Genomic DNA, 17608 nt, shown 5'->3' with positions numbered 1-17608 from the left:
TGGGGAACGACAATGAGCGATAACGAAGACGATACAACACGGTCGATGCAGGAACTGCTCGAAAAAACAGTACAGGAGGAGATGGGTGTCGAACAGTTGTTCGACGAACTCACCAAACTCGAACGAAAGAACGGCGACTCGTTGGGACGAAACCTCGGTGGCGTGGTCGGATGCGGATTAGGGATGCTCGCCGGTCGAAAGGTCGGCGAGTCGTTGGGAACGCGACTCGAAGGACGGTTCGGGGGAGAGGAGGAACCGTCGCGAAAACAGCTCGTTCGGCAGCGCGTACAGGACGCCTTCGAGGTGAGCAAGGAAGAGGCAAAGCAGATAGTTGCCAACGCGAACATCCTCGACGACGATGACGAGGAGAACGAATCGACCGAGGAAAGCGACGCGGAGCCCACCGAAGACGCGGAAACGAAAGCCGAGGATGAAACCGAGGAAGAGGAAGAAGTAGATGACGCTAAACGGGACGACGAAAGCGAATCCGAAACCACGGACGAATCGGAAGACCAACTCTCGTTGGACGAACTATCGGACGATGATCTCCAGTCGCTGGCGGACGACCTACTCACCGAGCTCGAACAGAGAAAAACAGCATAACGAATGGTTGCCCGTCAGGCCGGTACCGAAACCGCTCGTTGTGAGTCGTCCGGCACCGTCCCGGCCTCGATTGCACCGATTTCCGCACAGTAGTGCAGAAACGTATCGACGGAAACGACGACGATCCGTGCTTCTATCGTGATCAGCTCGAGTCCGACGACGGCGATACGCGCCCATACGTCGGTGACGACACCTTTATCGAGGATTCTGTCCAGTACCGCCGCCAGACTCGAACTCTGTGGCGTTTGCTGTGTCATTGTCTACCATCCCACAGACCGAGTACGGGATGCAGGCACCTGAGTGTTCGTGGGATAATTAGGGACGCTCCACGGCTGTACCCAACGTTTGACGAAGAATGGGGACGCGTGCTTGCAGTTTCCGCCACACAACTTATTAATGCACCCACCGTCGTGTCACAGTCGAGGGACCAGCCCCGCCTACAACGATGAGTTCAAACCGATACGTCTACGGAGTCGTCGAAAGCAATGACTTCGAATTCGATGCCGACGCGGTTGCTGGCGCGGACCGAGTGTACACTGTAAACTACCGGACGCTCTCCGCAGTCGTCTCGGACATCGACACGACCGACCCAGAACGAACGGACGAAGACAGTAGGAGGCACGACGAGGTGCTCCGACAGGTGCTCGAACGAGATGACGTCAGCGCCGTCGTTCCGATGCAGTTCGGAATGGCGTTCAAAGACAACCGTGCGCTGAAAACCGTTCTTCGAAGCGCGCGCCGAGCGTTCACGAAAGCCCTCCGCGAGGTGGACGGCCATGTGGAGCTCGGCGTCAAACTCGTCGCCGAAGAGGATGCCGACCTCCAACGGGAGGAGATTCGGGACGAAATCGGTTCGCGACTGTCGAAGCTCGCCGAGAGCGAGACCGACGATGACCTGTTCAGTGACCGTCTCGTACTGAACCGCTCGTATCTCGTTTCCGTCAGCGACAAGGAGGCGTTCGACGAAACAGTTGCCGACGTGCGCGAAGCGTACGACGACCTCACCGTCCAGTACACCGGGCCGTGGGCGCCGTACAACTTCGTCGATATTCACATCGGTGCACAGCGATGATTCTCGTAGACGACCTGCTGATGAGACCGCTGGTGTCGATAGCGGACGTACTGCATTCGCTGGCGGTCAGTGAGCTGTACGACGTTGCGGGGATTCAAGACGAACTCAAAGAGACACATCTGCTCTATGAACTCGGTGAGCTATCACACGAGGAGTATGAGCAACAGAAAGCAGCCCTCGAAACACGATTGGAAGTCGCGGAAGAAGCGCACGAACGATTGCGGAACGGGAAAATCGAGGTGAAACGATAATGGGACTCATCGATCAGTTGGTTAGATTGGCGAACGCGCTGTCCGAAGAGGACACGAGTAGAACACACACCGGAGAAATCAACGGCGTCAGCGGGCGGATCAACTACGCGGTGACGCTCGACTCAGTCGGGACGGGGCACACCCAGCAGCGAGAACACCGACCGAGATACCTGACTGACGTTCGGAAAGCGGGCGACGAACTCGTCGTGACGGTGGACCTGCCGGGCGTGTCGGACGACGACCTTTCGGTGACGTTCGACGAGGAGACGAGTACGATCGTGATTCGGGACGCGGGCCACACGATAAAGCGCCTCGGACTGCGATGGAGCGATGCGGTGGTCAGGGAAGCGACGTACAACAACCAGATACTCGAATTGCGTATCGGAGGAGCAACACAGGATGGATAGCGACCGACTCGACGAATTCACGAAAAATGTACAGTCCGGGATAGACGCGCTCGAATCGGCGTTCGAGTCGTCCGACTCCTTCGAGGACGTCTCGGCTGAAGCGGAAAACCTCTGGGACGTGATGGACGAGGGAGAGGACGTTCTCGACGAAATCGATCTCGCCGACCTACCGGATGTCGTCAATGCAAAGCGCATCCCCGATGCCATCGAGTTCGGAGACCTTCCGGACGCGATTTCGGACGGCGACCCGAAACAGGCCATCGATACGTGGGGACTCATCAAGGCAGTCAAGCTTCGCGAACTATGGGACTCCACCGACATGCGGGAACTATGGCGCGAAACACGGGAGTTCGACGACGCGTTCGACGAGTTCCTCGACGGGGGGAGCGATGCCGACGAAGAAAGCGGAATGCTATCCGGCGTCGACGCCGACGTGGACGGTTCCGGTATCGACGGCGAGATGCAGTCGGAACTGTATCAGTCGAAGGTTCAGTCGGAACTGCACGAAAGCGTCGAGTCGTTCCGGGAAAAACTGCTCGAAACTCGCGACCAACTCGCCGAAATCAAACGGGAGAACGAGTCGAAGGGCGGGGCGGGCCAACCGAACTCCCGCAATCCCACGGCGTACTCCACCATACCGGGTTCACGCCGCGATATCGGAAACTCGACGCGGTTTTCGACCGTTCCAAAGGAGGGGTGGCACTCCTCGGCACCGAACTCGAAACGAATCTACGGGGATCGATTCGAGGAGGAGGACGATGCGTGAAACCGGACCGACGCGGAGTCAATCGGACCTCGCGGAGATGCTCGAACTCCTGTTGGACAAGGGTGTCGTCATCAACGCCGACATCGCAGTGACCGTCGGGGAGACGGAACTGCTCGGCGTGAAACTCCGGGCTGCCATCGCCTCGTTCGAGACGGCCGCGAAGTACGGCCTCGAATTTCCGGAAGGCACCGACATGAAACGCGTCGAGGACGCCGCCGGTGTCGAAGAACTCGCCGAAGAAGAGACCGTTCCGGTCGAATCCGGCGGCGGAAGTTCGGAAGCGAACGACGATGGAGAAAACGACGAGGAAGCAGAGGAAGCGTCGGAGGCGGACGAAGACGCAGAAAAAGCGGAGGCGAAGCATGACGGCGATTGAGATAGACGAGGACGACGCCGGCAAGGGACTCATCTCCCTGGTCATCACGGTGGTCGAACTCCTGGTCGATGCGCTGGAACGCGAAGCGGTTCGCCGGATGGAACACGACGACCTCTCGCCGGAGGAAATCGAGCGACTCGGCGCACAGTTGGCGGCGCTGGAGGACGAACTCGAACGGTTGAAGGAATCTGAGGGAATCGAGCGCGAGGTCGAAACCCTCCGCGGCGATTTGGACGACCTGCTGACCGATGCGCTGGTCGATGTCGCAAAGCGTGAACCCGAACTGGAGGGGTTCGGTGGTTGAGGCGTTCGAGGAGGGGCGCTACCTCTACTGTGTCGTCGATGCCGACGCCACGAGTGAAACGGGCGAACCGTTTTCGATGGCGGGAATCGACGACGAAACGGTGTCGGTGGTCGCGGAAAACGGTATCGGCGCAGTCGTCCAATCCTGCGAATCGCCCTACGACACGGACGACCTCGAACTAGTGCGGGATTGGTTGCTCACGCATCAGGAAGTCGTCGATGCCGCTGGAGAAACGTTCGGAACGCCGCTTCCGTTTCGGTTCGATACGATTCTGAAGGGTGATGACGACCGCGTTCGGACGTGGTTGACCGACCAGCGCGAGACGCTCGAAACGCATCTCGCGGACTTCGCCGGACACTGGGAGTATCGCGTCGGCGTAGCGTGGGACGGCGAACTCGTCCGGGAGGAACTCGAATCGAGCGACGACGAGTTGGCCGACCTACGCGACCGAATCGACGAGGCAAGTGAGGGAACCGCCTTCCTGCTGGAAAAGCAGTACGACAGCCGGATTCGAGACCTTCGACAGGCCCGCAAAGAGTCGTTGACGAGTCGCCTCCGCGAGAACCTCGAACCGCTCGTTCGAGAGATAGATGTACTCGATTCGCACCAAAACGTGCTCGGAGAGGGTTCGTCCGACGAAGTGGTACAAGTCGCGTTTCTCGCACACGAGGAGCGAGAAGCGGACATCGGAACCGTATTGGACGACATCGCGGCGGAACCGGGTATCGAAGTGCGGTTCACTGGCCCGTGGCCGCCGTACTCCTTCGCCCCGGAGTTAGACGCATGAAACCGACGAAAGACGACCACGCAGTGGTCGATTTGCTCGACGTACTCCTTCGAGATGGGGCCATCATTCAGGCCGACGTGGTCATCACCGTTGCGGACATTCCGCTGGTCGGCCTGAGCCTTCGCGCCGCAATCGCCGGAATGTCCACGATGACCGACTACGGCTACTTCGAGGAGTGGGATACGGTCCAACGACAACTCGCGCGCGCACCGGACGACCATCCACTGCTTCCGAACGAGGATTGAGGCCAAACGTACTCCCGCGGAAGACGGATAACTGACCTGCATTGGCAACCACGACGCCTACCCACGGACACGCTGAAACACGACTGCAATGGCAGCAACTCAAATCACCGACGACGACGAGGGGAAGAAAGTCGTAGACCAGAACGGCGACGAAGTCGGTATCGTCTCGGACGTTCAGCACGGGACGGCCCACGTCAACCCGAACCCGGGTCTCACCGACAAGCTGAAATCGAAGCTCGGCTGGGGCGACGCGGACGAGGATACCTACCCGTTGCAGGACGAGATGGTCCAGTCGGTCACGGACGACGAAATCCGACTGAACCACTAACCGCCATATTGCGCTTTTCGCCGCACCCACGCGGCTGAAAACGACTACTGTTTTCCGTGCGCTCGAACCCGAGCAACGGCTATGCAGTCATTTTGCTTCAAACGAGGAAGTCTCCGATAGCGATATCCGCCGACTACCCGAAGGGGACACCGACAATCGGGGCGAGCACACCAGACTTTCGAGGCAGTCGCAATATCGTCCGGATCGGCGATCTGCCGAAGAACCCTTCGCGTTCGGTGACAGGTCGGTTTTTCCGGCCATTCGACTTTTCACAGAACGATGGGTAGTACTGAAGGATGTTAGATGAATCTGTCGTGACGGACGACGATGGGGGAATCGCGGAGTGGGTGCTCCTCTCCGGCAATCGGTTCGTTCTCACTGCTGGAATCTGTGTCGCGGTCGTTGCGATCCTCGCGGTGCTGACCGTCACCGGAATAATCTCGGTCGGGCTCAAGAGTTCTGTTCGCAGCCTGTTGTCGAGCGGTATCGCCTCCGGACTGCTCACGCTCATCACGGTGGCACTCTCGATCAATCAGCTCATTCTCTCACGGGTCTTTGGCTCGCCAAACGAACTCTCCGACAGACTCGACGGGACGCTCGAATTTCGTCGCATCGTCGAGGAGATCGCAGGACGCTCGTCGAGTCCCACCGACCCGACGGACTTTCTAGCCCTCGTCTTTCAAACGATTCACGACCGAATCACCGACTTCGATCTCTCGGGTGTTGCGGACGAGACGGGCGAATATCAGTCACAACTCGCCTCCTACACGGACACCCTCAGCGAGCGAGTGAAGAACGAGGACGATATGGTCGGTGTACTCACACGAATTCTCGGAACCGAGTACGCCGAGTTTATGGCGTCGACCCGACACGTCCAAAACGAGTTCGGTGACGACGTCTCCGATTCCGCACAGTCCGGGTTGGAAGACGTGCTCGAACTGCTCAAATCGATCGCGATCGCTCGGCAGTACTTCAAGACGCTCGCCATCCAGCAGGACCTCGCTCGACTATCACGATTCGTCGCCTACTCCGGTCTCACCGCGTTCGTGACAACCATCTGTCTCACGCTCCTTTACAAGTCGAGCTCGGGCGCGTACATCGGTCAACCAGAACTCACCATCGTCGTCATCCTCGGTTTTGGTGTCATCGTCAGTCCACTCGCAGTGCTCATCTCGTACATCCTTCGCGTCGCAACCATCGCTCGCTACACCGTCTCAGTCGGACCGTTCGTGCCGCCAAAAGAGGAAGCCGAGTAGGTTCGAACGAACTACCGCGTCTGCAAGTCGTCTTCGTCCTTGATGATTCGCGTCTCGGCCTCGCCGCTCGTGTGTTCGTTGACGAGGTTGTAGAATTCGTTTTGCATCCCTGCCGGGAACGTCATGACTCCAACCCACGAACCGTCGTTTTGCCATTCTTCACGCTCCAAATCACCGAACTGTCGAATTCGGGCCTGTGCACTCCCGGCGTAGTTCGCTGGCACTTGCACCGCGATGGTCACCTCGTCGAACCGAATCGGGATGACCGGCCGAAGGGCATCGAGTGCGTCGTCGACCTGCTGGCTGACCGGTTCCATCGGGTCAACGGAAAAGCCTGCCTCATCCAACGCGTTTTCGATTCGCTCCGGCGGATGGGGAGCGTTGTCCATCTGCGGGTTGACGGCGTTGCGCGTGATGCGGTTTACCAACTGTTTGCGCTTCTGTTCTTGCATCTCCTTGCGCTGTTCCGCCGTGATCTGAATCTCCCCACGCGTGATGACCTCGGGGATGATTTTCAACGGATCGGTCGTCTCGAAGACCGTCTCCAAATCCTCTTCGGCGGGTCGGTCGCCCCTGCTCGCGTTCTCGAACACGTCCTCCGCGGCGATGACGTCCTCGATATCGCCGTCGAACTCGCCGCGTTTGATGGCGAGCGCCGCGTCGGGGTCTACCAACACTTCGAAACGCGCGCCGTGTGATTCGAGACGCGCCGTCACCGCCTCTTCGAGTGATATCATACCCGGAGGTAAACGCGCGTACCTAAAAGATGTTTCCCGGCAAAAACGTCGAAATTACTCGTCCGACTCGTCGTCGTCCTCGTCTTCGAGGATACCGAGCTCGTCGAGGTATCCCTCGACCTCCTCGTCGTCGAGCATTCGGAATCGCTCACTCTCGACATCGACGGTGGCGAGACCGACACCTGTCGGGGAGAGCTGGTCGTCGTTGACCGTCCCGAGCGCGCTGAGTGCGAGGTCGATACCGCCGTCGAGGTCCATTCCCTCGTTGTAGTTCGTTTCGAGGTAATCCTGAATCTCGCCGCGGTCCGCACCGACTGCGAGCGCTTTCCACTCGTACGGGGTTCCGGACGGGTCCGTCTCGTACAGTCGTGGTTCGCCGTTCTCGATACCCCCGATGATGAGCGCGACACCGAACGGTCGTGCGCCGCCGACCTGCGTGTACTGCTGGATGTGGTCGGTGACTTCCTTCGTCAGCGTCTCGACACCGATGGGTTCGCCGTAGCGCAGTCGGTTGATCTGCGATTGACGGCGTGCGAAATCGATGAGCTGACGAGCGTCAGCGACGTGGCCCGCGCTGGCGATACCGATGTGGTCGTCGGTCTTGTGTAGCTTTTCGACGCTCGTGCGCTCCATAAGCGGCGAGCGTGTCTGTTTATCGACGGCGAGAACGACGCCGCCTTCCGTTCGAACGCCGATGCTGGCGCTCCCTCGTTTGACGGCCTCCCGTGCATATTCGACTTGGTAGAGACGGCCGTCCGGGGAGAAAATCGTAATCCCGCGGTCGTACGCCTGCTGTTGGGCTTGTCCCTGCATAGTATCACTCGAAATCGAGTTCCGCCGCGCCGACGAACGCGTTATCGACCCGTACGTCGAAGATACCGTCCCGAACGACGGCCGGTCGTTTCGCGTCCGCAAACACGACGCTTCTCTCCCCCGAAAGTTCCCTACGACGACCTAAATACTTTTCTTCACAACCCCGTACCGTCCCGCTTATACCGCGGACGAAGACGCCGACCGGGTCGCCGTGTACCTCGTCGATGCATGCCAACGCTGCTCTCGCATCGTCGGTGTATCCGCGCCGGACCCGAACCAGTGCCTCGCCCTCGCCGTCCTCGAACTCGAAGTTGTACACCGTCAGGTCGGCGTCCGCGCTCCCGGCATCGCCGATGAGGTTCTGTGCCGAAAACCAGAGACTTCGCTGGAACGCTCTACGGTCGATGTCAGCGTCGGGCCAGCCTTCGAGACCGACCGCGAGGTAGCGCCAGTGCGGTCGAAGATGTTTGGGGAGATGTTTCATTCGAGGCTCTGATTCGTGGGTTGGTCGTCGGAGGGTTTGAATCGTGCGTTCTCCTGGCAGGGAGATCGACGTGATAGCGTCCGGTTTGCACTGTTCGACGGTACACGAGAAACGACGTTCGGCTGGGTAACGAAAGGAAACAGGAGGGACGAGCGCGTCGGTATCACGGCAGCAATCGAGCCGCCACCGCACTACCAGTGTCCCCACACCTCCCCGCCAGTGTGGATGTGCACTCGTAGCTCACCCCATTTGCTACTCGTGCAATCCGCTGGCGAAGCCTTCTAGCAAGATGCAAGCGATATGGCGCGCACTGACGAGACGTTTCGGGCACGATCGGCCAGGACGTAGTAAAGCAACCCTAACCGAAAGGTATCGACCGAACGGAAATCGACCCTTCGCTACCGACGAACTCGCGACTATTCGCCGTATCGCTCCGCAACCAATACGCCGACCTGCTCGTGAACGCGCTCCACCGCGGTCAGCGAAAACCCGTTATCCGTAAGCACGTCCGCCAGATGGCCAACGGTCGATGGGTCATCGACTTCGGGGCTGTAAAACGGCTCGTCGGGGTCCGGGCTGCCGAAGAACATCACGTCTCCCAGCACGAACTTTCGCGGACCCAGTCCGGCAATCACTTCGATCGCCTCGCGCTTTTCGTCGTCCGAGAGGTGATGCATGGCGAAGTTGGAGACCACGATATCGACGTCCTCGTTATCGACGTTCGGTCCCCTGAAACGACCCTCACCGAACTCGACGTTCTCTAGCCCCTGCTCGTCGGCCTTCTTTCGACCTTCGTCCATCATTCCCTCGCTGATATCGCGGGCGACGACTCGCTTTGCGTCGGGTGCCAGCGCGAGGGCGATTGCGCCCGTTCCGGTACCCAAATCGAGGACCGTATCGTCGGCGTTCGGGTCGGCGTGCTCCACGACGAGACTCACGCAGGCACGATACTCGTCGCTGTCCTGATCGTCGTCGTAGTCGCCAGCGATCTCCGAAAAACGGTCCGCGTGTTCCTCAATCGTCTTCTTCATACGGACCACGTTTCACGCCCGGCGCTATGAAATCGTCGGAGCGAATCTCACGATTTCGTTCGGCGAGTCGGCCCCACTCCCGGAGTCCGGTTTCGATTTGCTCGGACGAGAACCCGATCGTTTCCCCGATTGCCAACAGTTCGCGGGGGCCACGCAGTTGCAGGTGTGAGTGTGCGTCCGCGCTGACCACGAAGGGGGTGTCGTACTTCGTAACGATTTCGCGCAGTTTCCGCAGGTCCTTGATGGCCTGCACCCGTCTGCCGCCGTCGGCCCGGAGGATGCGAGAGAAATTGAACTCCACCCTGACGCCGTTTTCTTTGGCGGCCTTCGCCAGCACGTGGTTGAAGTCGCCGCGTCCCTGCATGGGATGGGCAAGCACGTCGATTCGCTCCTCCTCGACGGCGAACCGGTTGAGCTTCGACGTACCACCGTGAAACAGGAGGATCGTCGTTTTAGGTCGGAAGTTGCCCACGTGCCCACTGGCCTGCGAGGGGTTGTCTGCGCGGATTTCGAGACCGTTCACCACATCCACGCCGTACACGTCGCTCACTCCGTCGGCATCGAACTCCGTTCGGGAATCGCCGTGATTTCGGACGACGATGCCGTCGAATCCGTACTCGGTGGCCGTGGCCGCGAAGCGCGCGACGGTGCTGTCCCCGTCGGGGACGGCGTGGACGCTCTCGTACATCGTTCGTGCGATGCTCGGAGACCGCGAGACTTGGCGTTTGCGACTCGGCTCGTTCCCGTTCGTCGGATTCGGAAGGGATTTGCCTCTCGAAGTAAACACGACAGGTAAGCCCAAGGGGTTTTCACGTTACAACTCGAAGGGCCAGAAGGTTCAGTAACAGAATGGACAGCCATCCACCGACTCCCGCGAGTTCCGACCAGCCATCCCGAGCCGACCTCGATTGGTGTCATCAGGCGGTCCAGGGGGTTTCCCGGACGTTCGCTATCACTATCGACCTGCTCGACCAGCCGATGGCGGACGCCATCTGCGTCGGCTATCTCTTGTGTCGGGTTGCCGACACGATAGAGGACGCAGGTCATATCCCACCGGAAGAGCAGGCACACCTGCTCCGACAGTACAACGATGTTCTCGACCCCGATGACCCGACGACAGTAGACGAATTTCATGCGGATGCCAAAGAGTGGATTCCCGACGACGGCGGTGATGACTGGGCTGTCGTCACACACGCCCCGCGAGTCGTCGAGACGTTTGCAACCTGTCCGCAGTCGGTTCGGCAAGCGGTCAGACCACCGGTTCAGGAACTCGTCGGTGGGATGGCGATGTTCGTCGAACGGTACGAGGACACGGATGGCCTTCGAATCCGGACCCTTCCGGAACTCGAAGAGTACTGTTACTACGTCGCCGGGACGGTCGGAAAGCTCATTACGAACCTCGTCTGTCGCAGTGCTGATGAAGACCAAGCCGACCGTCTCCGGGAGAATTCGGAGTCGTTCGCCCTCCTCCTCCAACTCGTCAACGTCTCGAAGGACGTCTACGTCGACTACCACGACGAGAACAACGTGTACCTCCCGGCAACGTGGCTGGGCGACGAAGGCGTCCCCCAAGACGAACTCTGTGACCCGGAACACCACGATGAAGTCGCGGCGGTCGTCGCACGTACCGCAGAACACGCCGACGGGTTCGCCGACGACGCCCAAACCTACTTGGAGAGTATGCCCCGAACGAACGGAAACCGTCTCGTCGCGTGGACGATTCCCTACCTTCTCGCGGTCGGTACCCTTCGTGAAGTCCGAAAACGACCGGAAGACGCCCTTCGACGCGCCGGAATCAAAGTATCGCGGGAAGAAGTACACGCACTCATCACATCTCTGTCGGGTGGCGTTGACCGCGACATGCTCGGCGAACTGCGCCGAACGATTGCGGAACGACCGTTCCATCGCGCGTAACTGATGTAATCGCCCCTTTCACTGCCGCTGTTTTCGGAATACTGAATGGGAGCAAACGCTACCGAATCAGTGGCTATCCGCGGTGAGTGCGAACAGCACCCGTTTCAGTACTCGTAGAAGCCCTTTCCGGTCTTTTTCCCCAAGTCACCAGCATCGACTTTCCGCTTCAGCAAATAAGCCGGTTTGTATCGGTCGCCTAACTCCTCGAACAACGTTTCGCTGGCGTCGAGACAGATATCCAGTCCGATGTGGTCCGCGAGCGTGAGTGGTCCCATCGGGACGTTCGTTCCGAGGGTCATCCCCTTGTCGATGTCCTCCTTGTTGGCGACACCTTCGTCGTAGGCCCGGATACCTTCGTTGATCCACGGCATGAGGATGCGGTTGGTGACGAATCCGGGTTTGTCATCGGACTGCCACGTTCCCTTGCCGAGCGCTTCCGCGATGTCGTGTGCAAGGGAGACCACTTCGTCGTCGGTCTTCTCGCCGACGACGAGTTCGACGCCCTTCATGATTGGTACGGGGTTCATGAAGTGGAGACCGACGATGAGTTCTTCGCGGTCGGTTACGCTTGCGATCGTCGTGATCGAGAGCGTGCTGGTGTTCGTCGCGAGCACCACGTCGTCGGGGAGCACCTCGTCCAACTCCGCGAAGATGTCCTGTTTGATGTCCATGTTCTCGACGGCGGCCTCGATTACCAAATCACAATCCGCGAGATCATCGAGGTCGGTCGTGCCCGTGATTCGACCGACGGCCTCGTCGGCCTCCGCTCGACTCATCTCGTCCTTGCCGACGAAGCGGTCGAGGCTACTCTCGATGGTATCGAAGCCGTTCTCGACGAACTCGTCTTTGATGTCGCGCATGACCACGTCGAACCCATTCGTGGCGGCTACCTGCGCGATGCCGCTACCCATGGTACCTGCGCCGATTACGCCGATGCTGTCGATGTCGGAGAGCGTACGCATGTCGGTGACTGCTCCGGGAACGGTTGTAAGGATAGCGGAACGCGGGCGAACCCTCGTCGAACTAGCCACGGTCGCGGACAGGAACTACCGAACTGTCCATCTTCGAAGATAGTAACCAAGTAGATAAGTCGGGTGACGAAACATTCAAGATAACTGAGTGAGAGGCAAAAACAAGTCGGTGAGGGTAGTGACCGAAAACGACACTTCAGGGAGAGAAACTGCATGCACTCGTCCGACTGACGTACAGCACGTCGGGCCAGCGACGGCAACGATAATCGAGGAAGCACCGTTCGACGCCGAGGATATCCGGCGTCGAGATGTCTCGTACGAAATGCTACGCGAGGCAGGCGTCAACCCGGGGGTTGCCGGTCGCCTTCGACGGGAACACTCCCTGTCGTGGTCGTTCGAATCCGGCACCGACCTCACTGACCGGTCGAGTCAGATCCGTGGCTTGCAGGACGACGAACGAGCATGGATCGCTGCCAGTTCCGGCGATTGGGAACTACGGGCCGCCGAAACCGCCACGACTGACGGAAGCGGCGATACCGAGGCCGAGGAGGCCGCGTGGCGCGACCGGAGTCGTCCCGACCCGGTAACCTACGTGCCGGAAGTAAACGAAAGCGTGGCGACGGAACTCGCGGAAGCGGGTATCACGTCGGTTCGAAGCATGGCTATCGCCGACCCGGAACGGGTAGCCGACTCGCTATCGTTCGATCACGAACGGGTCAACGACTGGCGAAACGCCGCCCGCGATCTGCTGTAATTTTACTACGATCGTAGTTCAAAGAATGGACAATAGACATATCGAGGGCTATGAATACGGGCTTTTAGACTCGCGCGGTACCAGTAGACTCATATATTTTGTCGGTGCAGTTCGGAACGATGATTCCGCTGACTGACTCGCAAGTCACGCGAGACGGCAAAGCACTTATTCTCGCAATGGACCACGGTCTGGAGCACGGCCCCTCTGCTGACTTTAGCTCCGTTCCGGACACACTCGACCCGGAGAAGATCTTCGAAACCGCGACCCACGACGCAGTGACCTGTCTCGCGGTACAGAAAGGTGTCGCAGAGACGTACTACCCATCCTACGACGACGACGTGAACCTGCTCGCCAAACTCAACGGGACGAGCAACCTCTGGATGGGAGAACCCTACTCGCCGAAGAATTGGACCGTCGATTACGCCGCCGAACTCGGTGCGGACGCCGTCGGGTACACCGTCTACTCCGGTTCGAACCACGAGACGAAGATGTACGAGGACTTCCGCGACGTGCAGGAGCGAGCACACCGCGAGTATGATATGCCCGTCGTCATGTGGTCGTATCCGCGCGGACAGGGGCTCAAAAACGACACCAAAGAGAGCACCATCGCCTATGCGACACGGATCGCGCTCGAAATCGGTGCGGACATGGCGAAGGTCAAGTACCCCGGTTCCCGCGAATCCATGGAGTGGGCCGTGAAGTCCGCCGCGGACATGCCGGTCGTCATGAGCGGCGGTTCGAAGACCAGCGACTACGAGTTCCTCTCCAGCGTCGAAGCCGTAATGGACGCGGGCGGAGCAGGACTCGCAGTCGGACGTAACGTCTGGCAACGCGAGGACCCGGAGCGCATCCTCGACGCACTCGAAAAGGTAATCTTCGAGGACGCGACCGCCGACGAAGCGCTCGAATAATGGAAACGCTCGACAAAATCATCGACGTCGTTGCGGCTTCCGCCCCGGACATTCGGGGCGGACTCGCCGGTCGTCGTCGAAAGGCTGACGAGGAAAACCCTAGCGGGGAAACCCAGATGGCGGCGGACGTCTGGGCCGACGAGTACCTCGAGAGCGAACTAACGGCAATCGAGGGCGTCGGCGAGTTCGCCAGCGAGGAACGTGAGGACGTCATCGACTGCGGAGAGGGCCTCTCGGTCGCGATCGACCCGCTCGATGGCTCGTCGAACATCAAATCGAACAACTCGATGGGAACCATCGTCGGCGTCTACGACGCACCCCTCCCCGCATCGGGGAGAGACCTCGTCGCGTCGGCTTATGTCCTGTTCGGCCCGATTACGACGATGGTGGTCGCCCGAGCGGGAACCGTGACGGAGTACGTCGTCGAAGACGGTAACCTCCGACCGGTGAAAAAGGACCTGACGCTTCCCCACGACCCAGTCGTGTACGGGTTTGGTGGTCGTGTCCCGGACTGGACCGACGGCTTTGCCGACTATGTCGATGAAATCGAGGACGAACTCAAACTCCGGTACGGAGGTGCGATGATCGGTGACATCAATCAGGTGCTGACCTACGGCGGCGTGTTCGCCTACCCCGGACTCCAGTCGCGTCCGGAAGGAAAGCTCCGCCTCCAGTTCGAGGGGAACCCGATGGCGTACATCCTCGAATCGGCGGGTGGCCGGTCGTCTGACGGCGAGCAGTCGCTCCTCGACGTCGAACCCGAGAGCCTTCACCAGCGGGTTCCGGTTCACCTCGGTAACGATGATCTCATCGACCGACTCGAATCGACGCTGTAGTCGGCTCTTTTTCGAAAATCGATATTTTGTTCGTCAGTTCGACACTAGCTGAACTGCGTCGTCACGGTCGGTGGCGGTCCTGTATTCGTTCCGAAAAGCGGCGTCGTCGTCGCGATCGTAGTGGTTCCGACGGTGGTCGTTCCGCCGAAGGTCGTTTGTTGTCCCGTCACCTGCGCCGTCGGTAGTGCCGTGGTCGGTGGTGCCTGCGGTGTCTGACCGACAGGCGTCCGTTGTCCGGTTGCTTGGTCGATACACGCCTGCACGTCGTCCTGTTCGACCGTTGTGACCTCTTCGCCGTTCGCGTCGACGAACGTCGCGTTGAGGAAGACGAATCCTTCGGCGTCGAGGTCGGCGGTCGTGTTCGTCCACGTGAAGGTCCCGTCCGGTGCTTGCTCGAAGTCGTTCGCGGAAACGTTCCGCGTGACTTGGATTCCCGATTCGGGGTTCGAGGCGTCGACCAGCACTGCCACCAGTTGGACGTCCTGCGGTTGCGTCGTGCTGGCCGATACTTCGGTACAAGACAGATCGGCCGTCAGCTCGGCAGGTGGCGTCGCTGTGGTCGTAGCGTTCGCTGTGGTCGTGACATTGGGTGTGGTCGTGATGTTAGGGCTGGTCGTAGCGTTCACCGTCGTCGTAGCCGGTGCCGTTGTGGGCTCAGCAGTAGCGTTCGCCGTCGTCGTGCCAATCTGAGTCGTCGTGACGGGCGGCGCGGGCGTAGCGTTCGTTGCACTCGTCGTCTGCGTCTGAGCCGTCGTCGTAACGTTCGTCGTTCTCACAGTCGTCGGCTGTTGTGTCGTCTCCGGCTGTTGTGCAGTGGTTACACGGGGTTGCGTCGTGGCGGGCGGTTGGGTCGTCGTCACCTCCGTGATCTGGCTCGCCTCGTTCTGTGCGACCGATTGAATCTCCTGTGGCGCAACGCCCTCCGTCGTGGCGATTCGGTCGCTCGCCCGTGCCGTTCCTTCACGGGCTGCCTGCTGAATCTGGCTCGCATCGTTTACGTTCTGCTCGGCCGCGGCTTGTGCCGCACCGGCCGCGGACCCGACGGACGCCGCCTGCACCTGTTCGACCGTTCCCTGCTGTATCTGCGTGATGCCGCCGGTCGCCGCACCACGTGCGGCGGATTGAATCTGGATGACGTTCGCCTGCTGACTTTGGGAAACCGCGCCAGTCGCCGCACCGCGCGTCGCGGCTTGCACCTGCTGGATGGTGGCTTGTTGCGTCTGACTTGCGGTCACCCCGCCCGTCGCCGAACCCTGTGCGGCGGCCTGTACTTGGACCACACTCGCCTGTTGGCTCTGCGTGACGGCACCCGCGGCGGCCCCCAGAGACGAAGCCTGGACCTGTCGTATTCGCACGGTCTGAACTTGTGTGATTCCACCTCGGGCGGCCCCCTTCGCGGCGGCCTGTATCTGTTTCACGTCGGCGACTTGCTTCTGGACGGCACCCTGAATTGCGCCCTGTGACGCGCCTTGTGCGACGACCTGTATCTGGACGATGTTCACGATCTGAATCTGGGTGATACTCAATGCCCCCACCGCCGCGCCCCGGCAAGCCGCTTGCACCTGTTTAACGGTCGCTTGCTGTGATTGCACGATACCGCCCTTCGCCGCACCTTGCGCAGCCTCCTGAATCTGGACGATGCTCACCTGCTGACTCTGGGAAATCGCACCCGCCGCCGCACCCTGGCAGGCCGCTTGCACCTGTCGAACAGTGACGCGTTGGGCCTGCGTCACGCCACCCTTTGCCGCCCCCAACGCGGCCACTTGTACTTGTTTTGCGTTCGCACGCTGAAATTGAAGCGCACCCGTGGCAGCCCCTTGCGCCGCGAACTGTATCTGTTTGACGGCGACCTGCTGACGCTGGTCGAGTGCGCCGAAAGCCGCACCCTGCGCAGCCTCCTGAATCTGTGAAACACTGGCTTCCTGTCGTTGGACCGCACCGGTTGCGGCACCGTTCGCGGCACCGCGTGCTGCGACCTGCACTTGCTTCACGCTTACCTGCTGGCTCTGTGCGACTGCACCGTGTCCAGCACCGAACGCCGCGGCTTGTACCTGTTTGACGTCTGCACGCTGTACTTGTGTGGTCGCACCGGTCGTCGCCCCCTGTGTTGCCACCTGTATTTGTCGAGCATCGACGTCTTGACTCTGGAGCAGTGTTCCGTGTGCTGCGCCGCGAGCGGCGGCTTGTACCTGCTTTACGCTCGCCTGTTGATTCTGCGACACTGATTGTACAGCACCCTGAACCGCGGCCTGTCGTTGTTGCTGACTGATGGTGACGCCCTGTCGTTGCGCCAACGTCGCCCCTTCTCTAGCCCCCTGTGCGGCCGCCGCTTCGCGCTCGGAGCGTTGCTGGAGACTTGCTGCCGATAGGGAACTGTCGATTTGTTCACTCGGTGGGAGTACTTCCGGCGTTCCGATCGATGTAGGTGTATCCATCGATGGACCCGCAGTAGGACGTACCACCGAGACGACTCCAGTGCTCGCGAGACTCACGACGAGAACGAGCACGACTGTTGTCCGCATGAACCGCCTCATAATCGTCCATTAGACGCTTCGTTCAGGTTTCAACATTCGACACCGTTAATTCCGTTCTCCCTTCGATGGCGGTCAGTTGTGGTGGTACTACCGATAACCAACCTCGGATACCGCTCGCAACTGCACCGAACCGTCGTGGTAATCACCGTTTCGCACGCCGTGGACGTTCGATTCAGCCGCCGACGGCCAACCCGAATATAATCGGCTATGTATTTATTAGAAATAAAC

At 60.0% G+C, this 17608-nt stretch carries 23 protein-coding genes; 15 read left to right on the top strand and 8 right to left on the bottom strand.

The genetic code is table 11. The features are described from left to right. Window positions 1-12: 12 nt before the first annotated feature. Window positions 13-603, top strand: a complete 591-nt coding sequence (locus OOF89_RS00460) for a hypothetical protein (RefSeq protein ID WP_266077550.1) — start codon at window positions 13-15, stop codon at window positions 601-603. Window positions 604-617: 14 nt separating this feature from the next. On the opposite strand, the gene gvpA is transcribed toward OOF89_RS00460, so the two are convergent. Next, the gene (gvpA, locus tag OOF89_RS00455) at window positions 618-860 is read right to left on the bottom strand and encodes a gas vesicle protein GvpA (RefSeq protein ID WP_266077548.1); all 243 of its coding nucleotides are present in this window, start codon (window positions 858-860) and stop codon (window positions 618-620) included. A 188-nt stretch (window positions 861-1048) separates the two neighbouring features. Between gvpA and OOF89_RS00450 the strand changes: the two genes are divergently transcribed. The 10 genes from OOF89_RS00450 (at window position 1049) to OOF89_RS00405 (ending at window position 6395) form a co-directional block, all read left to right on the top strand. Next, complete coding sequence (locus OOF89_RS00450) at window positions 1049-1675, top strand: GvpL/GvpF family gas vesicle protein (RefSeq protein ID WP_266077546.1); 627 nt, start codon at window positions 1049-1051, stop codon at window positions 1673-1675. Next, a complete protein-coding gene (gene gvpG / locus OOF89_RS00445) occupies window positions 1672-1926 on the top strand; it encodes a gas vesicle protein GvpG (RefSeq protein ID WP_266077544.1) in 255 nt (84 codons plus the stop codon). Before OOF89_RS00450 ends, gvpG begins: the two co-directional genes overlap by 4 nt. Further along, complete coding sequence (gene gvpH, locus OOF89_RS00440) at window positions 1926-2333, top strand: gas vesicle protein GvpH (protein WP_266077542.1); 408 nt, start codon at window positions 1926-1928, stop codon at window positions 2331-2333. The genes gvpG and gvpH overlap by 1 nt, the downstream gene beginning before the upstream one ends. After that, entirely contained in the window at window positions 2326-3099 is a 774-nt protein-coding gene (locus OOF89_RS00435) for a hypothetical protein (RefSeq protein WP_266077540.1), read from the top strand. The genes gvpH and OOF89_RS00435 overlap by 8 nt, the downstream gene beginning before the upstream one ends. After that, entirely contained in the window at window positions 3092-3475 is a 384-nt protein-coding gene (gene gvpJ, locus OOF89_RS00430) for a gas vesicle protein GvpJ (protein ID WP_266077538.1), read from the top strand. Before OOF89_RS00435 ends, gvpJ begins: the two co-directional genes overlap by 8 nt. Beyond that, window positions 3462-3779: a gas vesicle protein K gene (locus tag OOF89_RS00425; RefSeq protein ID WP_266077536.1), complete on the top strand. Its 318-nt coding sequence runs from the start codon at window positions 3462-3464 to the stop codon at window positions 3777-3779. The genes gvpJ and OOF89_RS00425 overlap by 14 nt, the downstream gene beginning before the upstream one ends. Beyond that, window positions 3772-4566, top strand: coding sequence for a gas vesicle protein GvpL (gene gvpL, locus OOF89_RS00420; protein ID WP_266077534.1), 795 nt, complete (start codon window positions 3772-3774; stop codon window positions 4564-4566). The genes OOF89_RS00425 and gvpL overlap by 8 nt, the downstream gene beginning before the upstream one ends. Next, window positions 4563-4811 carry a gas vesicle protein GvpM gene (gene gvpM, locus OOF89_RS00415; protein ID WP_266077532.1) on the top strand — a complete coding sequence of 83 codons (249 nt, stop codon included), beginning with the start codon at window positions 4563-4565 and terminating at the stop codon, window positions 4809-4811. Before gvpL ends, gvpM begins: the two co-directional genes overlap by 4 nt. An 88-nt stretch (window positions 4812-4899) precedes the next feature. After that, window positions 4900-5139: a PRC-barrel domain containing protein gene (locus OOF89_RS00410; RefSeq protein ID WP_266077530.1), complete on the top strand. Its 240-nt coding sequence runs from the start codon at window positions 4900-4902 to the stop codon at window positions 5137-5139. Window positions 5140-5435: 296 nt separating this feature from the next. Beyond that, window positions 5436-6395 (top strand): hypothetical protein, encoded by a 960-nt coding sequence (locus tag OOF89_RS00405; RefSeq protein ID WP_266077528.1) that lies wholly within the window; start codon window positions 5436-5438, stop codon window positions 6393-6395. 11 nt (window positions 6396-6406) lie between these two features. On the opposite strand, the gene OOF89_RS00400 is transcribed toward OOF89_RS00405, so the two are convergent. The 5 genes from OOF89_RS00400 to OOF89_RS00380 form a co-directional block, all read right to left on the bottom strand. Beyond that, window positions 6407-7132, bottom strand: a complete 726-nt coding sequence (locus tag OOF89_RS00400) for a ribosome assembly factor SBDS (RefSeq protein ID WP_266077526.1) — start codon at window positions 7130-7132, stop codon at window positions 6407-6409. 54 nt (window positions 7133-7186) lie between these two features. Next, the gene (psmA, locus tag OOF89_RS00395) at window positions 7187-7945 is read right to left on the bottom strand and encodes an archaeal proteasome endopeptidase complex subunit alpha (RefSeq protein WP_266077524.1); all 759 of its coding nucleotides are present in this window, start codon (window positions 7943-7945) and stop codon (window positions 7187-7189) included. A gap of 4 nt (window positions 7946-7949) precedes the next feature. Further along, a complete protein-coding gene (locus OOF89_RS00390) occupies window positions 7950-8429 on the bottom strand; it encodes an Rpp14/Pop5 family protein (RefSeq protein ID WP_266077522.1) in 480 nt (159 codons plus the stop codon). A 416-nt stretch (window positions 8430-8845) separates the two neighbouring features. Further along, window positions 8846-9460 carry a class I SAM-dependent methyltransferase gene (locus OOF89_RS00385; protein ID WP_266077521.1) on the bottom strand — a complete coding sequence of 205 codons (615 nt, stop codon included), beginning with the start codon at window positions 9458-9460 and terminating at the stop codon, window positions 8846-8848. Then, on the bottom strand, window positions 9444-10148 hold the full coding sequence (locus OOF89_RS00380; RefSeq protein ID WP_266079811.1) for an RNase P subunit p30 family protein: 705 nt from the start codon (window positions 10146-10148) through the stop codon (window positions 9444-9446). Before OOF89_RS00380 ends, OOF89_RS00385 begins: the two co-directional genes overlap by 17 nt. Window positions 10149-10309: 161 nt before the next feature. Between OOF89_RS00380 and OOF89_RS00375 the strand changes: the two genes are divergently transcribed. Then, window positions 10310-11374, top strand: a complete 1065-nt coding sequence (locus tag OOF89_RS00375) for a phytoene/squalene synthase family protein (RefSeq protein ID WP_266077519.1) — start codon at window positions 10310-10312, stop codon at window positions 11372-11374. A gap of 104 nt (window positions 11375-11478) precedes the next feature. Here the strand turns inward: OOF89_RS00375 and OOF89_RS00370 are convergent, their stop codons facing one another. Then, complete coding sequence (locus tag OOF89_RS00370) at window positions 11479-12336, bottom strand: 3-hydroxyacyl-CoA dehydrogenase family protein (protein WP_266077517.1); 858 nt, start codon at window positions 12334-12336, stop codon at window positions 11479-11481. Between the two features lie 187 nt (window positions 12337-12523). Here OOF89_RS00370 and OOF89_RS00365 point away from each other — a divergent pair, with 187 nt between their 5' ends. From OOF89_RS00365 to OOF89_RS00355, 3 genes are all read left to right on the top strand, one after another. Next, window positions 12524-13099 carry a DUF7409 domain-containing protein gene (locus tag OOF89_RS00365; RefSeq protein WP_266077515.1) on the top strand — a complete coding sequence of 192 codons (576 nt, stop codon included), beginning with the start codon at window positions 12524-12526 and terminating at the stop codon, window positions 13097-13099. Between the two features lie 119 nt (window positions 13100-13218). Beyond that, complete coding sequence (locus OOF89_RS00360; protein ID WP_266077513.1) at window positions 13219-14010, top strand: class I fructose-bisphosphate aldolase; 792 nt, start codon at window positions 13219-13221, stop codon at window positions 14008-14010. Next, window positions 14010-14846: a class 1 fructose-bisphosphatase gene (locus tag OOF89_RS00355; RefSeq protein WP_266077511.1), complete on the top strand. Its 837-nt coding sequence runs from the start codon at window positions 14010-14012 to the stop codon at window positions 14844-14846. Before OOF89_RS00360 ends, OOF89_RS00355 begins: the two co-directional genes overlap by 1 nt. Before the next feature lie 44 nt (window positions 14847-14890). Here OOF89_RS00355 and OOF89_RS00350 read toward each other — a convergent pair whose 3' ends face one another. Then, complete coding sequence (locus OOF89_RS00350) at window positions 14891-17368, bottom strand: hypothetical protein (RefSeq protein ID WP_266077509.1); 2478 nt, start codon at window positions 17366-17368, stop codon at window positions 14891-14893. Window positions 17369-17608 lie beyond the last annotated feature (240 nt).

Source organism: Haladaptatus caseinilyticus (genome assembly GCF_026248685.1).
Taxonomy (GTDB): Archaea; Halobacteriota; Halobacteria; order Halobacteriales; family Haladaptataceae; genus Haladaptatus; species Haladaptatus caseinilyticus.
The sequence above is the reverse complement of the archived record's forward strand: the minus strand, read 5'-3'. Positions and strand labels throughout refer to the sequence as shown.

Excerpts from the sequence above, each read along its gene's own strand:
- OOF89_RS00460 (WP_266077550.1), top strand. The coding sequence starts at position 13 with ATGAGCGATAACGAAGACGATACAACACGGTCGATGCAGGAACTGCTC.
- gvpA (WP_266077548.1), bottom strand. The coding sequence starts at position 860 with ATGACACAGCAAACGCCACAGAGTTCGAGTCTGGCGGCGGTACTGGAC.
- OOF89_RS00450 (WP_266077546.1), top strand. The coding sequence starts at position 1,049 with ATGAGTTCAAACCGATACGTCTACGGAGTCGTCGAAAGCAATGACTTC.
- gvpG (WP_266077544.1), top strand. The coding sequence starts at position 1,672 with ATGATTCTCGTAGACGACCTGCTGATGAGACCGCTGGTGTCGATAGCG.
- gvpH (WP_266077542.1), top strand. The coding sequence starts at position 1,926 with ATGGGACTCATCGATCAGTTGGTTAGATTGGCGAACGCGCTGTCCGAA.
- OOF89_RS00435 (WP_266077540.1), top strand. The coding sequence starts at position 2,326 with ATGGATAGCGACCGACTCGACGAATTCACGAAAAATGTACAGTCCGGG.
- gvpJ (WP_266077538.1), top strand. The coding sequence starts at position 3,092 with ATGCGTGAAACCGGACCGACGCGGAGTCAATCGGACCTCGCGGAGATG.
- OOF89_RS00425 (WP_266077536.1), top strand. The coding sequence starts at position 3,462 with ATGACGGCGATTGAGATAGACGAGGACGACGCCGGCAAGGGACTCATC.
- gvpM (WP_266077532.1), top strand. The coding sequence starts at position 4,563 with ATGAAACCGACGAAAGACGACCACGCAGTGGTCGATTTGCTCGACGTA.
- OOF89_RS00410 (WP_266077530.1), top strand. The coding sequence starts at position 4,900 with ATGGCAGCAACTCAAATCACCGACGACGACGAGGGGAAGAAAGTCGTA.
- OOF89_RS00405 (WP_266077528.1), top strand. The coding sequence starts at position 5,436 with ATGTTAGATGAATCTGTCGTGACGGACGACGATGGGGGAATCGCGGAG.
- OOF89_RS00400 (WP_266077526.1), bottom strand. The coding sequence starts at position 7,132 with ATGATATCACTCGAAGAGGCGGTGACGGCGCGTCTCGAATCACACGGC.
- psmA (WP_266077524.1), bottom strand. The coding sequence starts at position 7,945 with ATGCAGGGACAAGCCCAACAGCAGGCGTACGACCGCGGGATTACGATT.
- OOF89_RS00390 (WP_266077522.1), bottom strand. The coding sequence starts at position 8,429 with ATGAAACATCTCCCCAAACATCTTCGACCGCACTGGCGCTACCTCGCG.
- OOF89_RS00385 (WP_266077521.1), bottom strand. The coding sequence starts at position 9,460 with ATGAAGAAGACGATTGAGGAACACGCGGACCGTTTTTCGGAGATCGCT.
- OOF89_RS00380 (WP_266079811.1), bottom strand. The coding sequence starts at position 10,148 with ATGTACGAGAGCGTCCACGCCGTCCCCGACGGGGACAGCACCGTCGCG.
- OOF89_RS00375 (WP_266077519.1), top strand. The coding sequence starts at position 10,310 with ATGGACAGCCATCCACCGACTCCCGCGAGTTCCGACCAGCCATCCCGA.
- OOF89_RS00370 (WP_266077517.1), bottom strand. The coding sequence starts at position 12,336 with ATGCGTACGCTCTCCGACATCGACAGCATCGGCGTAATCGGCGCAGGT.
- OOF89_RS00360 (WP_266077513.1), top strand. The coding sequence starts at position 13,219 with ATGATTCCGCTGACTGACTCGCAAGTCACGCGAGACGGCAAAGCACTT.
- OOF89_RS00355 (WP_266077511.1), top strand. The coding sequence starts at position 14,010 with ATGGAAACGCTCGACAAAATCATCGACGTCGTTGCGGCTTCCGCCCCG.
- OOF89_RS00350 (WP_266077509.1), bottom strand. The coding sequence starts at position 17,368 with ATGCGGACAACAGTCGTGCTCGTTCTCGTCGTGAGTCTCGCGAGCACT.